The sequence below is a fragment of the Dyella humicola genome (assembly GCF_026283945.1).
GTDB classification, from domain to species: Bacteria; Pseudomonadota; Gammaproteobacteria; order Xanthomonadales; family Rhodanobacteraceae; genus Dyella; species Dyella humicola.
Window position 1 is genome coordinate 1,951,985 of the sequence record NZ_JAPDPC010000001.1, and the last position, 16,984, is coordinate 1,968,968.

General features: G+C 63.1%; 15 protein-coding genes. 6 read left to right on the forward strand and 9 right to left on the reverse strand.

The window, feature by feature from the left end; translation table 11 throughout:
• Window positions 1–50: 50 nt before the first annotated feature.
• Together OUZ30_RS08725 and OUZ30_RS08730 are read right to left on the reverse strand one after the other, a co-directional pair.
• Window positions 51–905 carry an NAD-dependent protein deacetylase gene (locus OUZ30_RS08725; protein ID WP_283256020.1) on the reverse strand — a complete coding sequence of 285 codons (855 nt, stop codon included), beginning with the start codon at window positions 903–905 and terminating at the stop codon, window positions 51–53.
• Window positions 895–1,611: an HAD family hydrolase gene (locus tag OUZ30_RS08730; RefSeq protein WP_266181835.1), complete on the reverse strand. Its 717-nt coding sequence runs from the start codon at window positions 1,609–1,611 to the stop codon at window positions 895–897. Before OUZ30_RS08730 ends, OUZ30_RS08725 begins: the two co-directional genes overlap by 11 nt.
• A 247-nt stretch (window positions 1,612–1,858) precedes the next feature.
• On the opposite strand from OUZ30_RS08730, the gene OUZ30_RS08735 reads away from it, so the two are divergent.
• Complete coding sequence (locus tag OUZ30_RS08735; RefSeq protein ID WP_266181836.1) at window positions 1,859–2,884, forward strand: LacI family DNA-binding transcriptional regulator; 1,026 nt, start codon at window positions 1,859–1,861, stop codon at window positions 2,882–2,884.
• 20 nt (window positions 2,885–2,904) lie between these two features.
• A complete protein-coding gene (locus OUZ30_RS08740) occupies window positions 2,905–5,475 on the forward strand; it encodes a glycoside hydrolase family 3 protein (protein ID WP_425601486.1) in 2,571 nt (856 codons plus the stop codon).
• 10 nt (window positions 5,476–5,485) lie between these two features.
• Here the strand turns inward: OUZ30_RS08740 and OUZ30_RS08745 are convergent, their stop codons facing one another.
• From OUZ30_RS08745 to OUZ30_RS08760, 4 genes are all read right to left on the reverse strand, one after another.
• A complete protein-coding gene (locus OUZ30_RS08745; RefSeq protein WP_266181837.1) occupies window positions 5,486–5,890 on the reverse strand; it encodes a group III truncated hemoglobin in 405 nt (134 codons plus the stop codon).
• Between the two features lie 142 nt (window positions 5,891–6,032).
• The gene (locus tag OUZ30_RS08750; protein WP_266181838.1) at window positions 6,033–6,782 is read right to left on the reverse strand and encodes an SDR family oxidoreductase; all 750 of its coding nucleotides are present in this window, start codon (window positions 6,780–6,782) and stop codon (window positions 6,033–6,035) included.
• Window positions 6,783–7,020: 238 nt separating this feature from the next.
• Entirely contained in the window at window positions 7,021–8,871 is a 1,851-nt protein-coding gene (locus OUZ30_RS08755) for an amidohydrolase (protein ID WP_266181839.1), read from the reverse strand.
• Between the two features lie 20 nt (window positions 8,872–8,891).
• Window positions 8,892–9,167: a DUF1427 family protein gene (locus OUZ30_RS08760; RefSeq protein ID WP_266181840.1), complete on the reverse strand. Its 276-nt coding sequence runs from the start codon at window positions 9,165–9,167 to the stop codon at window positions 8,892–8,894.
• 341 nt (window positions 9,168–9,508) lie between these two features.
• Here OUZ30_RS08760 and OUZ30_RS08765 point away from each other — a divergent pair, with 341 nt between their 5' ends.
• Complete coding sequence (locus tag OUZ30_RS08765) at window positions 9,509–10,753, forward strand: OprO/OprP family phosphate-selective porin (RefSeq protein WP_266181841.1); 1,245 nt, start codon at window positions 9,509–9,511, stop codon at window positions 10,751–10,753.
• 23 nt (window positions 10,754–10,776) lie between these two features.
• Here the strand turns inward: OUZ30_RS08765 and OUZ30_RS08770 are convergent, their stop codons facing one another.
• The 3 genes from OUZ30_RS08770 to OUZ30_RS08780 all read right to left on the reverse strand — a co-directional run bounded on the left by OUZ30_RS08770 (window position 10,777) and on the right by OUZ30_RS08780 (window position 13,065).
• Complete coding sequence (locus tag OUZ30_RS08770; RefSeq protein WP_266181842.1) at window positions 10,777–12,069, reverse strand: acetyl-CoA C-acyltransferase; 1,293 nt, start codon at window positions 12,067–12,069, stop codon at window positions 10,777–10,779.
• Between the two features lie 37 nt (window positions 12,070–12,106).
• Window positions 12,107–12,595, reverse strand: a complete 489-nt coding sequence (gene msrB / locus OUZ30_RS08775; protein ID WP_266181843.1) for a peptide-methionine (R)-S-oxide reductase MsrB — start codon at window positions 12,593–12,595, stop codon at window positions 12,107–12,109.
• Between the two features lie 77 nt (window positions 12,596–12,672).
• On the reverse strand, window positions 12,673–13,065 hold the full coding sequence (locus OUZ30_RS08780) for a TraR/DksA family transcriptional regulator (RefSeq protein WP_266181844.1): 393 nt from the start codon (window positions 13,063–13,065) through the stop codon (window positions 12,673–12,675).
• A 259-nt stretch (window positions 13,066–13,324) separates the two neighbouring features.
• Between OUZ30_RS08780 and fusA the strand changes: the two genes are divergently transcribed.
• The 3 genes from fusA (at window position 13,325) to OUZ30_RS08795 (ending at window position 16,957) form a co-directional block, all read left to right on the forward strand.
• Window positions 13,325–15,454 (forward strand): elongation factor G, encoded by a 2,130-nt coding sequence (fusA, locus tag OUZ30_RS08785; protein WP_266181845.1) that lies wholly within the window; start codon window positions 13,325–13,327, stop codon window positions 15,452–15,454.
• A gap of 429 nt (window positions 15,455–15,883) precedes the next feature.
• Window positions 15,884–16,234: an alpha/beta hydrolase gene (locus tag OUZ30_RS08790; RefSeq protein ID WP_266183146.1), complete on the forward strand. Its 351-nt coding sequence runs from the start codon at window positions 15,884–15,886 to the stop codon at window positions 16,232–16,234.
• A 69-nt stretch (window positions 16,235–16,303) separates the two neighbouring features.
• On the forward strand, window positions 16,304–16,957 hold the full coding sequence (locus OUZ30_RS08795; RefSeq protein ID WP_266181846.1) for a hydrolase: 654 nt from the start codon (window positions 16,304–16,306) through the stop codon (window positions 16,955–16,957).
• The last annotated feature ends 27 nt before the right edge of the window (window positions 16,958–16,984 follow it).

Below are 16,984 nucleotides of genomic sequence, written 5' to 3' on the forward strand. Positions count from 1 at the left end.
TCTACTTTGCATCAAATTGTCACAATGCGCGAGCGGCCAAAGCAAGCTGCTCAGGCTATGAAGGCCAGGGCCTCGGCGCAGGATTGTTCGACCTTGAGGCTAAGCAGGGGGTCGGCCCGCGTGTGCCCGCGGTTGACGGCGGCTATGGGCTTGCCGTCCCGTGCTGCTGCCGCCACGAAGCGGTACCCAGAAAAGACCATCAGCGACGAGCCGACGACCAGCACGGCATCCGACGCGTTCAACGACGTGATGGCGGCGTCAACACGATCGCGCGGCACGTTTTCGCCGAAGAACACCACATCGGGCTTCATGATTCCGCCGCAGCTCGGGCAAGGAGGAATCTGGAAACCGGAGAAATCCCGACCCTCCAGATCCGCATCGCCATCGGGCGCATCATTGGCGTCGAGCAGGGCCCATGCCGGGTTGAGCTGCACCAGTTCGTGCTGGAACGCTTCGCGTGGCGTGCGATGGGCGCAGGCCATGCAGCGGACTTCGTCGAGCCGGCCGTGCAAGTCGATCACCTTTTGCTGGCCGGCCGCCTGGTGCAGGCCGTCGACGTTCTGGGTCAGCAGGGTGGCGACCCGGCCCTGTTGCTCCAGGCGGACGAGCGCACGGTGAGTGGCATTGGGCCGGGCACGACCAAAGCGTCGCCAGCCCACCAGGCTGCGCGCCCAGTAGCGCTGGCGTGTGGCACGTTCACCCATGAAGGCCTGGTAGGTGACCGGTTGAGGCCGCTTCCAGCCGCCATTCGTGTCGCGGTAGTCCGGGATGCCGGAGTCCGTACTGCAACCGGCGCCGGTCAGCACGAACAGGCGCGGATGCGCCTCGATGAAATCGCGTAGGCGCGCGCGGTCCTGGTCGAGTGACGCGGCGCCAGCGACGTTGGGGGTGGGGTCAGGCCGCAGCACGGGACTGCAACTCCTCGAGCGCCTGGGCAATGCTGCCTGGGGCTTCGACCTGGACCACGCGTGATGCGTGGTCGACGAAATCGGTATCGGTCTCGTGCGCCCAGGTCACGTGATAAGGCATGTAGATGCCCCAGCCGCCCAGTTGCACGACGGGTGCAATATCCGAACGGAGCGAATTGCCGATCATCGCAAAGCGTTCGGGCGTGACGTCGAACTCGCCGAGCACGCGGCGATAGGCGCGATCGTCCTTTTCCGAGACGATCTCGATACGGTGGAACAGATCGGCCAGTCCGCTGCTCGCGACTTTCTGTTCCTGGTGGAACAGGTCGCCTTTGGTGATCAGTACGACCCGATGATGCGCGGCCACCGTCTCCACGGCGGCACGGATGCCGGGTAGCAAGTCCACCGGATGCGCCAGCACCTGTTTGCCGATCTCGATGATGCGATGCAGGTCGGCGGCGCTGATGCGTGATGCCGTCATTTCGATCGCCGATTCGATCATCGACAAGGTCATGCCCTTGGCGCCATAGCCGAACAGCTTGAGATTGCGCCGCTCGGTGGACAGCAGGCGATCATGCAGCCGCGCATTGGCGAGGTCGACGTACTCGCCGAGGATGCTCTCGAATGCGCTGCTGGCCGACTGGTAGTAGCCCTCGCTATGCCACAGCGTGTCGTCGCCATCGAAACCAACCAGCTCAATCACGATCTATCACCTGCAACGGAACGTTTAGGGGCAGCCTCTAGGTTGGGCCGTTTCGCCATTTTTCCAGAAAAGACGCCCGCCGGCAGACGACGCGGCGCGGCCAGGATGGGCAGACTGGTCGTCCGCGCAACGCATGCTAGGATGATTTGGCTTCCGCCCCGGGGGGACATGGCGGTCGCAAGGCCGTCTTCAGGCTCATCCGCGGTGACACGCGGCACGTCCTTCGTGATCGTTACTTCAGGTGACTATGCGCGCACGCATCGAGGACGTGGCCCGGGTGGCGGGGGTTTCTCCCAAGACCGTCTCGCGAGTGCTCAACAACGAGCTTCATGTCAGCGAGAAAACCCGCGCGCGCATTCTAGAGGTGGTCCAGTCGCTGGGCTATCGCCCGCATCCTTCGGCGCGCAGCCTGGCGTCCAATCGTTCGTTCCTGGTGGGGCTGCTTTACGACAACCCCTCGCCCAGTTACATGATGGAGGTGCAGAGCGGCGTGCTGGAAGCGTGCGACGCGCGGCGCTACAGCGTGCTGATGCAACCCGTCGATGCGAATGACCCCGACTTTGTCGAGCAAGTGGAGACCCTGGTCGGCGGGCGCCGTCTCGAAGGTCTGATTCTCACCTCGCCCGTCAGCGACCACCCGGGCTTGCTGGCCCGTTTACGCGAATGGGGTATACCGTTCGCCAGCATTTCGCCGCGCGATCGCGATGGCGTCGGCGTGGCGCTGGACGAACGCAAGGCCGCATGCGAGATGGTGGTCCACCTGTCCTCGCTGGGGCATCAGCGGATCGCGCATATCGCGGGCCACCCCGATCACGGCGCAACCACGTGGCGGCTCGACGGCTATCGCGACGGACTCGGCCAGTGCGGGCTTCACTACGACGCGTCCTTGGTGGTGCAGGGGCATTTTACGTTCGACTCCGGTGTCTCCGCTGCACGTGACCTGCTTGGGCTGACAGCACCCCCAACGGCGATCTTTGCCGCCAATGACGACATGGCGGCGGGCGTGATCTGGGCCTGCAGCGAGGCGGGTTTATCCGTGCCTCGCGACTTGTCGGTCTGCGGTTTCGACGACACGCCGATGTCGCGGCAGATCTGGCCATCGCTGTCGACCATCCGTCAGCCGTGCCGCGACATGGGACGCATCGCGGCCGACCAGTTGCTGCGGGTCATACGCGACGGCGTTGGCAGCATGATCTGGCAGGATTTTTCCTTGTGCCTGCGCGGCTCGACCGCGCGCGCTCCCGACCCGCGCTTGGGTTCAGCCACGCCATAGCGGGTCCGGCTATCACGCCGATGGACGATGTGGTCGCTTATCATCGGTTACCCAGCTTGATCGCCAAGGGGCGCCCCGTGTTGCTATCCCATACCCGCTCGTCTCTCATCGCTGCCGCGTTGGCCAGCGCGATTTGTGGTTCCGGTCCGGCGCTCGCGGTCGAATCGACCACCGTGCATCCCGGGCAGTGGCCGCGCGCCACCTGGCCGTTTCCCGTCGATGCGAGTTTGGAGAAGCGGGTCGCGGCCTTGATGGCGAAGATGAGTGTGGAAGAAAAGGTCGGCCAATTGATCCAGGCCGATATCACCACCGTGACGCCGGACGATGTGCGCAAATACCGCCTGGGCTCGATCCTGGCTGGTGGCGATTCCAAACCCCATGGTCAGAGGTTTGCTACGCCCGAGCAGTGGAAAGCACTCTCGGATGAGTTCTACCACGCCTCGATGGATACCCGTGATGGCCATGTCGCCATCCCGCTGCTGTTTGGCATCGACGCCGTGCATGGGCACAACGACACCACCGGGGCCACGCTGTTTCCGCAGAACTCGGCGCTGGGCGCGGCGCACGATCCCGCGCTGATACGCGAAATTGGCGCTGCAACGGCGGCGGAAGTGCGCGCCACCGGCATCTCATGGACGTTTGCCCCCACCATCGCGGTGCCGCAGGATCTACGTTGGGGGCGAGCGTACGAGGGCTATTCGCAAGATCCGAAACTGGTGGCCGAGTATGCCGCCGCCATGGTCGAAGGTCTGCAAGGCAAAGTAGGAACGCCGCAATTTCTCGACAGCTCCCATGTGGTCGCCACCGCCAAGCATTTTCTTGGCGATGGCGGCACCCGGAATGGCAAGGACGAAGGCGATACCGAAGTCAGTGAAAACGTGCTGCGTACCCTGCACGCGGCGGGTTATCCGCCAGCCATCGACGCAGGTGTGCAGACGGTGATGGCTTCGTTCTCGAGTTGGAACGGGGTGAAGATGCATGGCAACAAGGCGCTCCTCACCGATGTGCTCAAGGGACGCATGGACTTCCAGGGTTTCGTGGTCGGCGATTGGAACGGCCATGGCCAGGTGCCTGGCTGCACCAAGGAAGACTGCCCCGCGTCCATCAATGCGGGCGTTGACATGTTGATGGCGCCCGATAGCTGGCGTGGTCTTTACGATCACACGCTGGCAGAAGTGAAGTCGGGCGTGATTCCGATGGCGCGGGTTGATGATGCCGTCGCCAGGATCTTGCGCGTCAAGCTTCGCGCCGGTTTGTTCGAAGCAGGATTGCCATCGGGGCAGCCTCTGGCGACCAAGGCGGCTGAGATCGTCGGCAGTCCGGCGCATCGCGCGCTGGCGCGGCGCGCCGTGCGCGAGTCGCTGGTGCTGTTGAAAAACAACGATGGGCTGTTACCGCTCGACCCTCGCAAGCACCTTCTGGTGGCGGGCAATGGCGCGGACAATATTTCCCGCCAAAGTGGCGGTTGGACGCTGAACTGGCAGGGTGCCGGCTTCAAGAACGAAGACTTCCCGGGCGCACAATCGATCGGTGCGGGTATCGCAGAGCAGGTCAAGGCCGCGGGAGGCTCTGCCGAGATCGCGGCGGACGGGCACTACACGGCCAAGCCTGACGTCGCCGTGGTGGTATTCGGGGAAGATCCTTACGCCGAGTTCGAGGGCGATCTTCCCAATCTGTTGTATCGCCCGGGCGACGATCGCGATCTCGCCTTGATCCGTCATTTGCGCGGCGAAGGCATCCCGGTGGTCGCGGTGTTCCTGAGTGGGCGCCCGTTATGGGTGAATCGCGAGATCAATGCCGCCGATGCGTTCGTGGCGGCGTGGCTACCGGGCAGCGAGGGTGGCGGCGTGGCCGACGTGCTGTTGCGCACGCGTGATGGCCGCGTGGCCAACGATTTCCGCGGCAGGCTGGCCTACACCTGGCCCAGCACCGCCGTGCAGGGCCACGGTGCGCCCTTGTTCCCGCTAGGCCATGGCCTGACTTATGCCGATCATCAAACGCTGCCCAGGCTGCCTGAAGAATCGGGCATCACCGAAGCACCGGCTCCGACGGATAGCTATGTCGAGCACGGCAAACCGGTTCGTGGCTATACGTTGATGCTGACGGGTGCGGACGGTGTTGCGTCCGCCGGGGAAGCAGCGACCTCGGTGACCACGGACGGCAGCTTGCGCATGACGGGTGTCGACTACAAGGCACAGGAAGATGCGCGGCAGTTTGCCTGGGGCAAAGATGGCGCACGTCTCGCGATTCACGCCAAGGCGCCACTTGATCTCGACCGCGAAGCGACCAGCGATTCGATGCTGGTCGTGACCTTGCGCGTCGATGCTCTGGCCAAGACCGGCGCATGGGCCAGCATGGGATGCGGAAAGAGTTGCGGGGGGCACATCGAGCTTGGCGCCCAGTTGGGCAAGGTGAAGCCCGGGCAGTGGACGCGCCTGGGCATTCCCCTCCGTTGCTTCCGTGCGCTCGGCGTCGACATGCATCACATCGATCAACCGTTCGTGCTGGAGGCCGCAAAAGGCACGCAGTTTGCCATTGCCAGCGTGGCGCTGGGAAATCAGGCGGATCAGGTCATGGATTGTCCGCGCTGACGGCGAGCACTCAGCCGCCAACGATAGGGACGCTGAAGGGTCGTGCTCCCTCGCGCCCGGACAGGCCGAGGCCGTAGCGCAGGCTGCGGCCTATGCGCTCGGCGTATTCGATCATGCGGGTGGCGGCGGCATCCTCCAGTACGTCGGCGCAGGTGACTCGCCACAAGGTAAGCCAGTGCTCGAAGTGCATCGCCTTGATGGAATGCTGCCGATGCACGGCCATGGGAAAGCCACGATAGGTACCGGTTCCCAGCGCGACGGAACACCAGAACGAGGTCAATAGCTGCTTGTGTTCGTCCCAGTCTTCAATGGCGGCGCTAAAGACCGGCCCGATCGACGGTTCGGCGCGAACGGCGTCGTAGAAACGATCGACCAGGACGGCGATGGTGTTTTCGTTGAGCGGAAGGCGTTGCATGGGATAGGCAGGGTGTGTCGGTGGCAGAGAGCCATTATCCGGGACCACGGCGACGCCCTTGGGTGGCGTGTTGACGCACCATGCGTTGATGACCGGGTTCTCACGGGATGGCCCGGCCGCAGGCGCGGCCGGGCAGGGCAGTTCACAGTTGGCTCATGCCGCCGTCGGCGATGATTTCGGTGCCGACGATAAAGGCCGACTCCGGCGCCGACAGGTGCAGCACGGTGGAAGCGATCTCGGCGGGCTGGCCGAAACGGCCCAGCGGGACTTGTGCCTGGATCTGGGCGGCGGTGGCTTCGAGTGCGGCCTGATCGAGACCCAACTTGCCGTAGATTGGCGTATGCACCGGACCCGGGCTGACCACGTTGACGCGCACGCCGACCGGCAGCAACTCGGCTGACAGCGTCTTGGCCAGCGAAATCACCGCGGCCTTGCTCGCCGCGTAGACCGACGAGCTGGGCATGCCGATGCGCGCATTGATCGAACCGTTGATGACAATGGAGGCGCCCGGGTTGAGCAGCGGAGCCAGGGCCTGGATCTGAAAGTACGGGCCCTTCACGTTGGTATTGAAGGTGAGATCCCACAGCGCGTCGTCCACGTCGGCAAGCGGGGCAAACTTCGCCACGCCCGCGTTGAGGAAGACCGCGTCGAGCTTGATGCTCTGGGCGGACAGTGTGCTGGCAAGTTCCTTGGCGGCGACCGCTGAGCCGGCATCGTTGCGGATGGCGATGGCATCGCTGCCGAGCGTCGCCAGCGCCGATTCCAATGCGGCTGCATCGCGGCCGGTGACGATGACCCGAGCGCCTTCGGCGGCGTAGGCCTGGGCCGTGGCAAGGCCGATGCCGCTGTTGCCGCCGGTGACGAGGATGGTTTTGTCGTTGAAACGGTTCATGGCGTGCTCCTGGAATGCAGGGTGGTGGGTGACGACGTCATGTTGCTCGTTGAGGGGCGTCTTGCCGTATCGCCCTATCGACGAACACGTTCGATGATGTCGAACATGTTTTCCGGCATCGCTGCGGACACGGGTGGCGCTTTGCTTGGCCAGGAAATCCCGTGGCGCTCGCGGAATGGCGCCGCACGGCAAGCGGTGTGTTCAACAGCGAGCTTATGGATGGCCTGGCTGGCCCAAGTCAAAAGGCCCAACACGTGCAACCGGATGGACCCCATGGCTGCTGCCGCACATCGATAGGCAGATGCCCGCAAGCCGATAGCGGTCCATGCGGGGCGTGCCCGACGGAGGCCAGCTGCGTAGCGTGTTGCACGCGCGCATAGGCCTGTGGCAATTTCCAGTAGCGGCTGCCAAAGTTCACCGGTGCCCAATCGGGCATTGCAACGGGTGGCGCCGGATCATGCTGCTCAAAATCGCCACCGGCGTAGACGATGTGGCCATCCACGACGGTGAGATCGGAAACGATTTGCCGGATCGCTTCGTCGTCGACTTCGAAATAGTCCTGCGATAACAGCGCGAAGTCGGCGAGCTGCTCGATGTCGATCTGGCCCTTCAGCTCTTGCTCGCCGGAGAACCAGGTATTGGCCCGTGTGTACAGCGCGAGTGCGCTGGCGCGATCAACGCGGTTGCTGTCGGCATACAGCGATAGTCCACCCAAGGTCTTTCCGGTGGTCAGCCAGTAGAGCGCGTTCCATGGGTCATAGCTGGCAACGCGGGTGGCATCGGTACCGGCACCGACATGGATGCCCATCTCCAGCATGCGTTTGAATGGTGGCGTGCGCGCGGCCGCCTGGGCTCCGTAGCGCTCGACGAAGTATTCGCCCTGATACGCCATGCGATGTTGTATGGCGATCCCACCGCCCAGCCGGGCGATGCGTTCGAGGTTGCGGTCGGACACCGTTTCGGCGTGATCGAAGAACCACGGCAGACCTTGCAGGGAGACTTCCCGGTCGATTTTCTCGAACACATCCAGCGCGCGGCTGATGGTTTCGTCGTAGGTGGCGTGCATCCGCCAAGGCCAGCGGCGGTTTGCGAGCAATCGCACCACGTGTTCGAGGTCGGCCTCCATACGTGGCGGCATTTCGGGGCGCGGCTGGCGAAAGTCTTCGAAGTCGGCGGCCGAGAGCGCTAGCATTTCTCCCGCGCCATTGAGACGGTAGAACTCGTCGCCCTGGCCATACTGGTTGTGGCTAGTCCAATGCGTGAAGTCCTGCAGTTCTTCCGCGGGCTTCTGCGTGAACAGGTTATAGGCGATGCGCACGGTGAGCTGGTGATGCTGGTGAAGCTCCTCGATCACCCGGTAGTCGTCGGGATAGTTTTGAAAGCCACCGCCGGCATCGATCACGCTGGTAACGCCCAGGCGATTCAGCTCGCGCAGGAAATGACGCGTGGAGTTGAGCTGGTATTCGTACGGCAGCTTGGGGCCCAGCGCGAGGGTGGCGTAAAGCAGGGCGGCGTTCGGTGTGGCCAGCAAGAGGCCTGTAGGCGTACCGCTGTGGTCGCGCACGATCTGGCCACCGGGTGGGTCGGGTGTGTCTTTGGAGTAGCCGCAGGCTCGCAGCGCGGCCGCATTCAGCAGCGCGCGGTCGTACAGGTGCAGGATGAAGACGGGCGTCTCGGGTGCCACCTGGTTGAGTTCCTCCAGGCTGGGCAGTCGGCGTTCGACAAACTGCTGCTCGGTGAAACCGCCCACCACGCGCACCCACTGTGGGGCCGGCGTGCGTGCCACCTGGTCGGCGAGCATGCGCATCGCATCGGCGAGCGAAGGAACGCCATCCCAGCGCAACTCGAGGTTGTAGTTGAGACCGCCGCGTATCACGTGCAGATGCGAGTCGATCAAGCCGGGTATGACGCGCCGCCTGCCGGCATCGATCATCACCGTGGCTGGGCCGGCTAGCGCCTTGATCTGCCCATTGGTACCCACGGCAGCGAAATGACGGCCGTTGACCGCCAGCGCCTGCGCTTCCGGGCGCCTCGATACGCCGGTATGGATACGGGCGTTGTGCACGATGAGGGTGGGGTGCGTGACCATGGGCGTCACCTCGGGGTCAATCAGCTCGGGTCTTCGCTGTGTTTGGTGTCTGGTTTGGGGTGGTGCTGGGGCAGTTGGGCAAATGTTTGTTCACGCAATTGCTCGGCGCAGTAGGCGGCCGTGACGCCTCCGCCCAGGATGACTTTCTTGGCGATCGGTACCGCCTGCTCGCCAAGCAGGATGCCAAGCAGCCCTATGAGGGCGACGACGGGTGGTGCCGGGGAGCGAACCTGGATCAGTCCATAGACCACCCCGACCAGTAAGCCGGCAGCCAGCGATAGCAGGTAGATCTTCATAGTGATTTCCTCCAGCCAGGACGCCACATTTACGGTCAGGCGTGTCTAGCTTTCGTGACCGACCGTCCGGCATGGGTTTTGGCTGGCTCGCGGCAAGCAGGCGACCTCGTTGTCAAGCGTCAAACGCAACGGTGTGCATGTCGGCGGTGCTTACCATTCGTTCGAACTGGCCTGAAGTGCGTCAGCGGGAAGTTGGGATGGGTGGCCCGCACTTTGCTGGATGGACGTCCAAATCGTGCCATCGAGACAGGAGAGTCAACGGAATGTGCATATGCACAATCTTTATTTCCGGGTACGGTCGGAGTTAGACAGCATGAAGGTTCTCGTTGGGAGGCGAGCCCATGACCAAGCTGCAAGTCTTTTCCCCGGCACAGTCCCGGTCAGCCCGCTGGATGCGTCGAGCCGTCGTCCTTTTGCTGGCATGGCCCCTGGCGGGTTTCGCGGATGACTACAACTTCTATAGCAACTGGCCAACGCATATCACCACGTCCGATGGCACCGACTTCGGGCTGGCCGTGCTGTATCAGTACGACATCAACCGCTTCTACAACGATGATGGGCATTTCGAAGACGCGAGCACCAATCGCCGCAAGTACCTGGGCCTGTTTATCAGAAAGCCCGGGCTCTACGACGCCATCGTCCAGTACGATTTCCAGGCGAAGCAATGGGTGGACACCTTTGTCCGCGTTCGCACGAGTGGATTCCTGGGCGACGATCTTGGCAATGTCAGGCTGGGTTATTCGAAAACCCCAGTAGGCTTCGAGGGTGTCACCAGCTCGTCGGCAACCACCTTCATTGAAACGGCGTTGCCGACGCAGGCCGTGTGGGAGGGACGTCGTGCCGGTGTGGACTGGGCCTGGATCCGCCCGCACTGGGTGATCAACCTGGGTGACTACTTCTGGCACAAGGATTTGGACGGCAACAATCCTGGCCAGACTCTGGCAGGCCGCGTCGCCTGGGTGCCGATCAACAAGCCGGGGCATACGTTGCATCTGGGCGTCTCTGCCTCCAAGGAAACGCTGGATTCAGCGGACGACAGCAGCGTGCCACCGTCGGCGCGCTTGCGTGCCCGACCCGAAGACGGCTTGTCGCCTGTGCGGCTGGTCGATTCGGGCACCCTGAGTTATAGCAAGAGCATCGAGCGCCAAGGTTTCGAAGCGTTGTGGATCGATGGCCCGTGGTCCGTGCAGGGCGAATACCTGCAGGCGCAAGTGGACCGCTATCACAACAAGCCTGACTTCGAGAGTAGCGGCTACTACGTCTTCACCACCTGGACGCTGACCGGCGAGGCGCGCTACTACAGCGATGGCAATGTGGCCGATCGCCGTTACAACGGCCGCGACTTGCAGGCGATCCGCCCGACCCGCGCCTGGGGTGCAGTGGAACTGGCACTGCGTTACAGCGAACTGGACTTGAACGATGGCGCCATCACGGGCGGCAAGGAGCACGACTGGACCTTGGGTGCCAACTGGTACATCGGCGAGCACCTGAAAGTGCAGGCCAACTATGTGTGGGCGTTTAGTGATCGCGGCAACCTGCAAGTCAACCCGCGCATCTTCGAAATGCGGGCCCAGGTGTATTTCTGAGCCGGCTGTTGTCGTTCACCCGATCAGCCGGCCTCCAGCAAGGCCACCGTGCCCTGGCCGCCATCCGCACAGATGCTGACGATGGCGCGCGTACCCGGGGGCTGTTGCGCGAGTTCCTTGACCGCCTGACTGAGGATGCGTGCGCCGGTGGCACCGAACGGATGACCGATGGCGAGACTGCCGCCATGAGGATTCATCCGTTCGCGTGGGAATGGCCCGAAGTCGCGATCGATGCCCGCCTTTCGACAGAGGAAATCACCGTTCTGCAAGGCCTCGATGTGCGCAAGCACCTGGGCCGCAAACGCCTCGTGGATTTCCCACAGGCCGATGTCCTGGTAGTGGAGGCCATGGCGTGCAAGCAGGCGAGGGATGGCATAGGCCGGAGCCATCAACAGGCCTTCGCTACGGAAGTCGATGGCTGCGATTTCCCAGTCGACCAGGTGCACACGTGGGACCTGCTCGGGCAGGCGCTCCAGGCCGCGCTGTGTGGCCACCCAAAGGCTGGCGGCCCCATCGGTCAAGGGTGAGGAGTTGCCGGCGGTCAGGGTGCCATGGCCGCTGGTGCGGTCGAAACTCGGTGGAAGTTTCGCCAGCTTTTCCAGCGACGTGTCCGCGCGCGGAATGCTGTCACGCTTGAAATCACCGATCGGTATGACCAGGTCATCGAAGAAGCCGCTGTTCCAGCCCTCGACCGCGCGCCGATGGCTGTCGTAGGCGATCTGGTCCTGGTCCTCGCGCTTTAGTTGCCAATCTTTCGCGGTGATCTCGGTGTGTTCGCCCATGCTCAGCCCGCTGGTGCGATTGACGATGCCAGGTATGTACAGGCTGATATCGCCGAGCTTGAGGCTCAGCACTTGCGACACCTTTTCTCCCAGCGACCGCGCTTTCTGAAAATGGCGGATGCCGTCGGAGAGCCGCTGGTTGAGGCCAAGCTGGATGCGGCTCAGGCTGTCGACGCCGCCGACCAGCGCAAGCTGCGCGCTGTCGTCGTCGAGCATGCCTGCCGCTTCGATCATGCCGATCATGCTGGTTGAACAGGCCATGATGGTGGAGAACGCCGGAAGCGTTGCCGGTGCACCGGCATCCATCAGGATTTCGCGTGCGATATTGCTCCACGTCAGGTTGGGCACCACCGTACCCCAGACGGCGAAGTCGGGCCGCCCGCCATGGGGAAGGCTCTCGAGCATGTGACGCGCGACTGGAACCGACAGCTGGATGGCGTCGTAAGAGGCCAGCGCGCCATCCACCTTGGCAAACGGCGTGCGTACGCCCGCGGCAAGCCACACGGGCTGTCGATAGCGCGATCGAAGAGTCATGGGCTAGTTCCCGGGGCAGGCTGGCGAAGGGCTCGGGTCAGGTGGCGGCGGGCATCCATACGACGCCTTCCGGCACGCCGCGCCCGAGCTTGTCGGGCAGGGCATCGGTAGCGGCGACGAAGGCGAGCGAGATCGAGTTGATGCAATAACGCTGGTGCGTCGGCGGCGGGCCATCGTCGAACACGTGGCCTTGATGGCTGCCGCAGCGGGCACAGCGTATCTCGGTGCGGACCATGCCGTAGCTGGCATCGCGCACATAGGAGAGGTGTTGCTCGTTGAAGGGGGCGGTAAAGCTCGGCCAGCCGGTGCGACTTTCAAACTTCGTGCCACCCAGGAACAGCGGCAGCCCGCACAGGCGGCAGCAATACAGGCCAGCGCGTTTTTCCGTGAGCAGGACACCGCAGAACGGGGATTCGGTACCGTGCTCCAGCAGCACGTCGCGCTCGTCCTGGGTAAGCGACGCGCTCAGCTGGTCCAACTGAAGCGGGGACGGTGGCGACAGATCAAACGGCGTAGTGGCGCTCACTGACACTTTCTCCTCGGCGATGACGTCGAGCACATATCGCGGCGGAGCGCTGGCGGCACAAGTGCCGCCGGCGCGAATCATCCGCCCGATGACCGGCTCCCTTCGCGGCCCCGTTCTTCCTCGATGGTCAGGATCGCCTCGGGAGTGGCTTCCAGGCGTGCCCTGGGAATGGCCTTGCCGCTGACGTCGGAGACGCCGTAGGTGCCATCGTCGATCTTCTGCAGGGCCCGCTCGATATCGCGCACGCGTCGATCGTCGACGTCATGCTGGGCCTGGCGGACTTCCTCCTGCGCGAAGTCCTGCGCCGTGTCCTCAAATTCCTCGGCCTCGTCGCCGTGATCTTCCTGAAACGCGCGCCGCGACGCGGTGGCCGCTTCTTCACCCCCAAGAACCTGGCGGCGCAGGGCCTCGAGCCGCTTGCGTTGCTGCTCGATGAACTCGCGAGTCAGTGGGGCCTGCTGGTCTGGCATGGTTATGCTCCGAGGGCCAAAGGGCGATGGCGCCAGCCGCAGGGTACCCATCGCGAACGGAACCCGCCTGGCAATGCCTAGCTATCGCACAGTATTCGTCGGGACTCGGTGAAGGTGGCCGGGCCAAGGTCCTGTCCGGCATTGAGGCGGCCATGAATGACCCAATATCCCGCTTGCTGACGAGCCGGGCGAAAGCCGGTCTCGGTCACCTGGAAACGAACGTCTGGTATAGCTATCTGAAATCTTGGAGCGGGACCCCATGGCACGACACAAACCACTTCCGTTGTATCGCAACATCGGCATCATTGCGCATATCGATGCGGGCAAGACGACCACCACCGAGCGCGTGCTGTACTACACCGGCAAGAAGCACCAGATCGTCGATGTCCATGACACCAAGGAAGGCAAGGGTTCCACCACCACGGACTATCTGGAGCAGGAGCGCAAGCGTGGCATCACCATCCAGTCGGCGGCTGTGTCCACCGAATGGAAAGGACACCAGATCAACCTGATCGATACGCCCGGGCACGTCGATTTCACCATCGAGGTGAATCGCAGCCTGCGTGTGCTCGACGGCGCTGTCGTGGTGTTCGACGGTGTGGCCGGCGTCGAGCCGCAGACTGAAACCAACTGGCGTCTTGCCGACCAATACAACGTGCCGCGCCTCTGCTATGTCAACAAGATGGATCGCATTGGCGCCAGTTTCGCCCATTGCGTGAAGGGTATTCGCGAGCGCCTGGGCGCCAATGTGCTGCTGTGCCAGGTGCCGCTGGGCAGCCATGACGAGTTCGTCGGCATGGCCGACCTGGTGGCCGGCGTCGGCTACATCTGGAAGGGCGATGACAAGGACAGCCCATGGGATACCGTGCCGCTCGAAGAGATCGCTGGCCGCGTCTCGCTCACCGAGGTCGCTGATCGGGAGTGGGTCGCCAACCTGCCCAAGTTGCGCGAGGAAATGCTTGAGCGCGCACTTGCGATGGACGATGCGGCCTTCGAGAAGCTGATCGAATCCGGCGAATTCGACCAGGACACGCTGAAGCGCTGCATTCGCAAGGGTTGCGTGTCAGGCAAGCTGATACCCGTGTTCTGCGGCTCGTCGTATCGCAACAAGGGCGTGCAGCAGTTGTTGGACGGCGTCATCGACTACTTGCCGTATCCGGGCGAGAACGGCGGCATTGCCATGGTGGACGAAGACGGCCACGTCATCGGCGACCAGGGTGTGGTCGACGAGGCGCCGGCGCGCGCACTCGCGTTCAAGGTGATCAACGATCAGTTCGGCACCTTGACCTTCTGCCGCATTTATTCGGGCGTCATCAAGAAGGGCGACACGCTGCTCAATGTCACCCGCGGCAAGAAGGAGCGCGTGGGACGTATCGTGGAAGTGCAGGCCAACGCGACCAAGGAAATCGACGAGGTCCGCGCCGGCGACATCTGCGCCTTCGTGTCGATGAAAGAGACCGAGACGGGCGATTCGCTCTCCGATCCTGCGCATCCGGCCCTGCTTGAGCGCATGCGTTTTCCCGACCCGGTGATCAGTGTGTCGGTCGAGCCCAAGCATCGCAACGACGTCGACAAGCTTTCCACCGCGCTCTACAAAATGGTCAAGGCCGATCCTTCGTTGCGACTCGAAGTGGACAAGGAAACGGGTGAAACCGTGCTCAAGGGCATGGGCGAACTGCACCTTGAAGTCACCATCGACCGCATGCGCACCGAACTGGGTGTCGATGCCAATATGGGCAAGCCCAAAGTGAGTTTCCGGGAAGCGTTCGGCAAGAGCGTCGAACACACCTACACGCACAAGAAGCAGTCAGGTGGTTCGGGGCAGTTTGCCGAAGTCACCATGGTGTTCGAGCCACTGGCGTCGGGTAGTGGCGTGGTGTTCGCCGACGAAATCGTCGGTGGTCGCGTGCCGCGTGAATACATACCCGCGGTCGAGCATGCGGTGACCGTGGAGTCGCGCGAAGGTCAGATCGCCGGCTACGAGGTGGTCGACTTCAAGGCGCGCCTGATCGACGGCAAGTTCCATGATGTCGACTCGTCGGCGCTCGCCTTCGAAATCGCCTCCCGCCAGTGTTTCCGCGAGGCGCAGCGACTGAGCAAGCCCAAGTTGCTGGAGCCGGTGATGCGACTGGAAGTGGTAACCGAAGCGGACTACCTCGGTGACGTCATCGGCGACATCAATCGCCGTCGTGGCACGGTCAGTGACCAGGGCCAGAAAGGCACTCAGGCGTTCGTGCAGGGCTTCGTGCCGCTGGCCGAGATGTTCGGCTATATCAACTTCCTGCGCTCGGCGACACGTGGACGCGGCACCTTCACCATGGAGTTCGACCACTACGAGGAAGTGCCGGCCAACCTGGTCGACAAGCTGATGGACAAAGAGGCGAAATAGCCTCGACCGGCGCCGTTTCCCCCGTGATGCGCATGAGTCGCGCGATGACTCATGGCGTCACGGAAGGGAGCGGAAGGCATCGGGTCGGTGCCACGGGCCGCACCGATGTCGTCACGCTCGCAACGAAGCGTGGCATCTTCGATGCCTGATCCACGCGGTGAAGGAGATGCCTTCGGCAGCTCTTGCCGAAGCGGGCGAACGCATGCCTACGGTGCCCACTTGGCGCGTGCGATGAGCTGCCGGCCTCCCGAGGGGCCTCCTGCAAGGGCAGAATTACCCGTTCGGGTATCCAGGAATTGCCTTGTTGGGGGCTTCGCAGAACCTGCCATCAGGGAACAATGATGGGCATGTTCACGCCAGCCTCAAGTTCCGCTTGATCCGTCCCCCAACGCATGGTGATGCCGTGTGGCGAAACGTCGCCATCGCGGCATGCCTCAGTACCCGCAGGAACGGTACATTAGCGATCAAGAGAGCCGCCATGTCGACCAGCGATCGGCTCCACCGCGCCAACCACCCGAGCGCAGCTTCTTGAGCGTCGTCGCGACGGCTTCTGCAGCGATGGCATTACCGATCGCAAGCCCCGCCATGGCTCCCCGCGTGCCCACACTCGTCATTCACGGCGATGATGATCAAATCGTACCGATCGATGACGCGGGCAGGCTTTCGGCCAAGATCGTGAAGCACGCAACGCTCAAGGTCTATCCGGGTGCGCCGCATGGTCTCACTGCTACCCATCAGGACCAGGTCAACCATGATCTGCTGACTTTCATTCGCTCTTGATGACGCAAACGGATCGGCCACGAGTTGCGTGGCCGATCCATCAACGCTGCACTGTCCAGGAGAATATGCATGGCGATTACCGCAACCGCGACACCCGGGAAGCAATTGATCACACCCACGGATCATGCGCTGATCATGATCGACTTCCAGTCGCAGATGTCCTTTGCGACGCGTTCCATCGATGCGATCACGCTGCGCAACAATGCCGCGCTGGTGTCGCACGCGGCGGCCAGCTTCAAGGTGCCGACCATCCTCACCACCGTGGCCGAGAAGAGCTTTTCCGGACCGATGTTCAGCGAAGTGACCGAGCCTTTCCCGGGGCAGGCCTTGCTCGACCGCACGTCGATGAATACCTGGGAAGATGCGGCCGTGATCAAGCGCGTCAACGAGATAGGCAAGACTCGAATTGTGCTCGCTGGCTTGTGGACCTCGGTGTGCATCGTCGGTCCGACGCTGTCGGCGCTGGAGCAGGGCTTCGAGGTGTATGTGGTCTCCGACGCCTGCGGTGACGTCTCCGTCGAGGCGCACAACCGGGCGATGGATCGCATGATCCAGGCCGGTGCCCGACCCATGACTGCGCTTCAGTACCTGCTGGAGCTGCAGCGTGATTGGGCCCGCGCCGATAGCTACGACAGCACGACCGGCATCGCCAAACGCTTCGGCGGCTCCTATGGGCTTGGCATCATCTACGCCAAGAGCATGTTCAGCGCGCACGAAGGCTAAGTGCACCGTGCTTGCGGTTGCCGACCA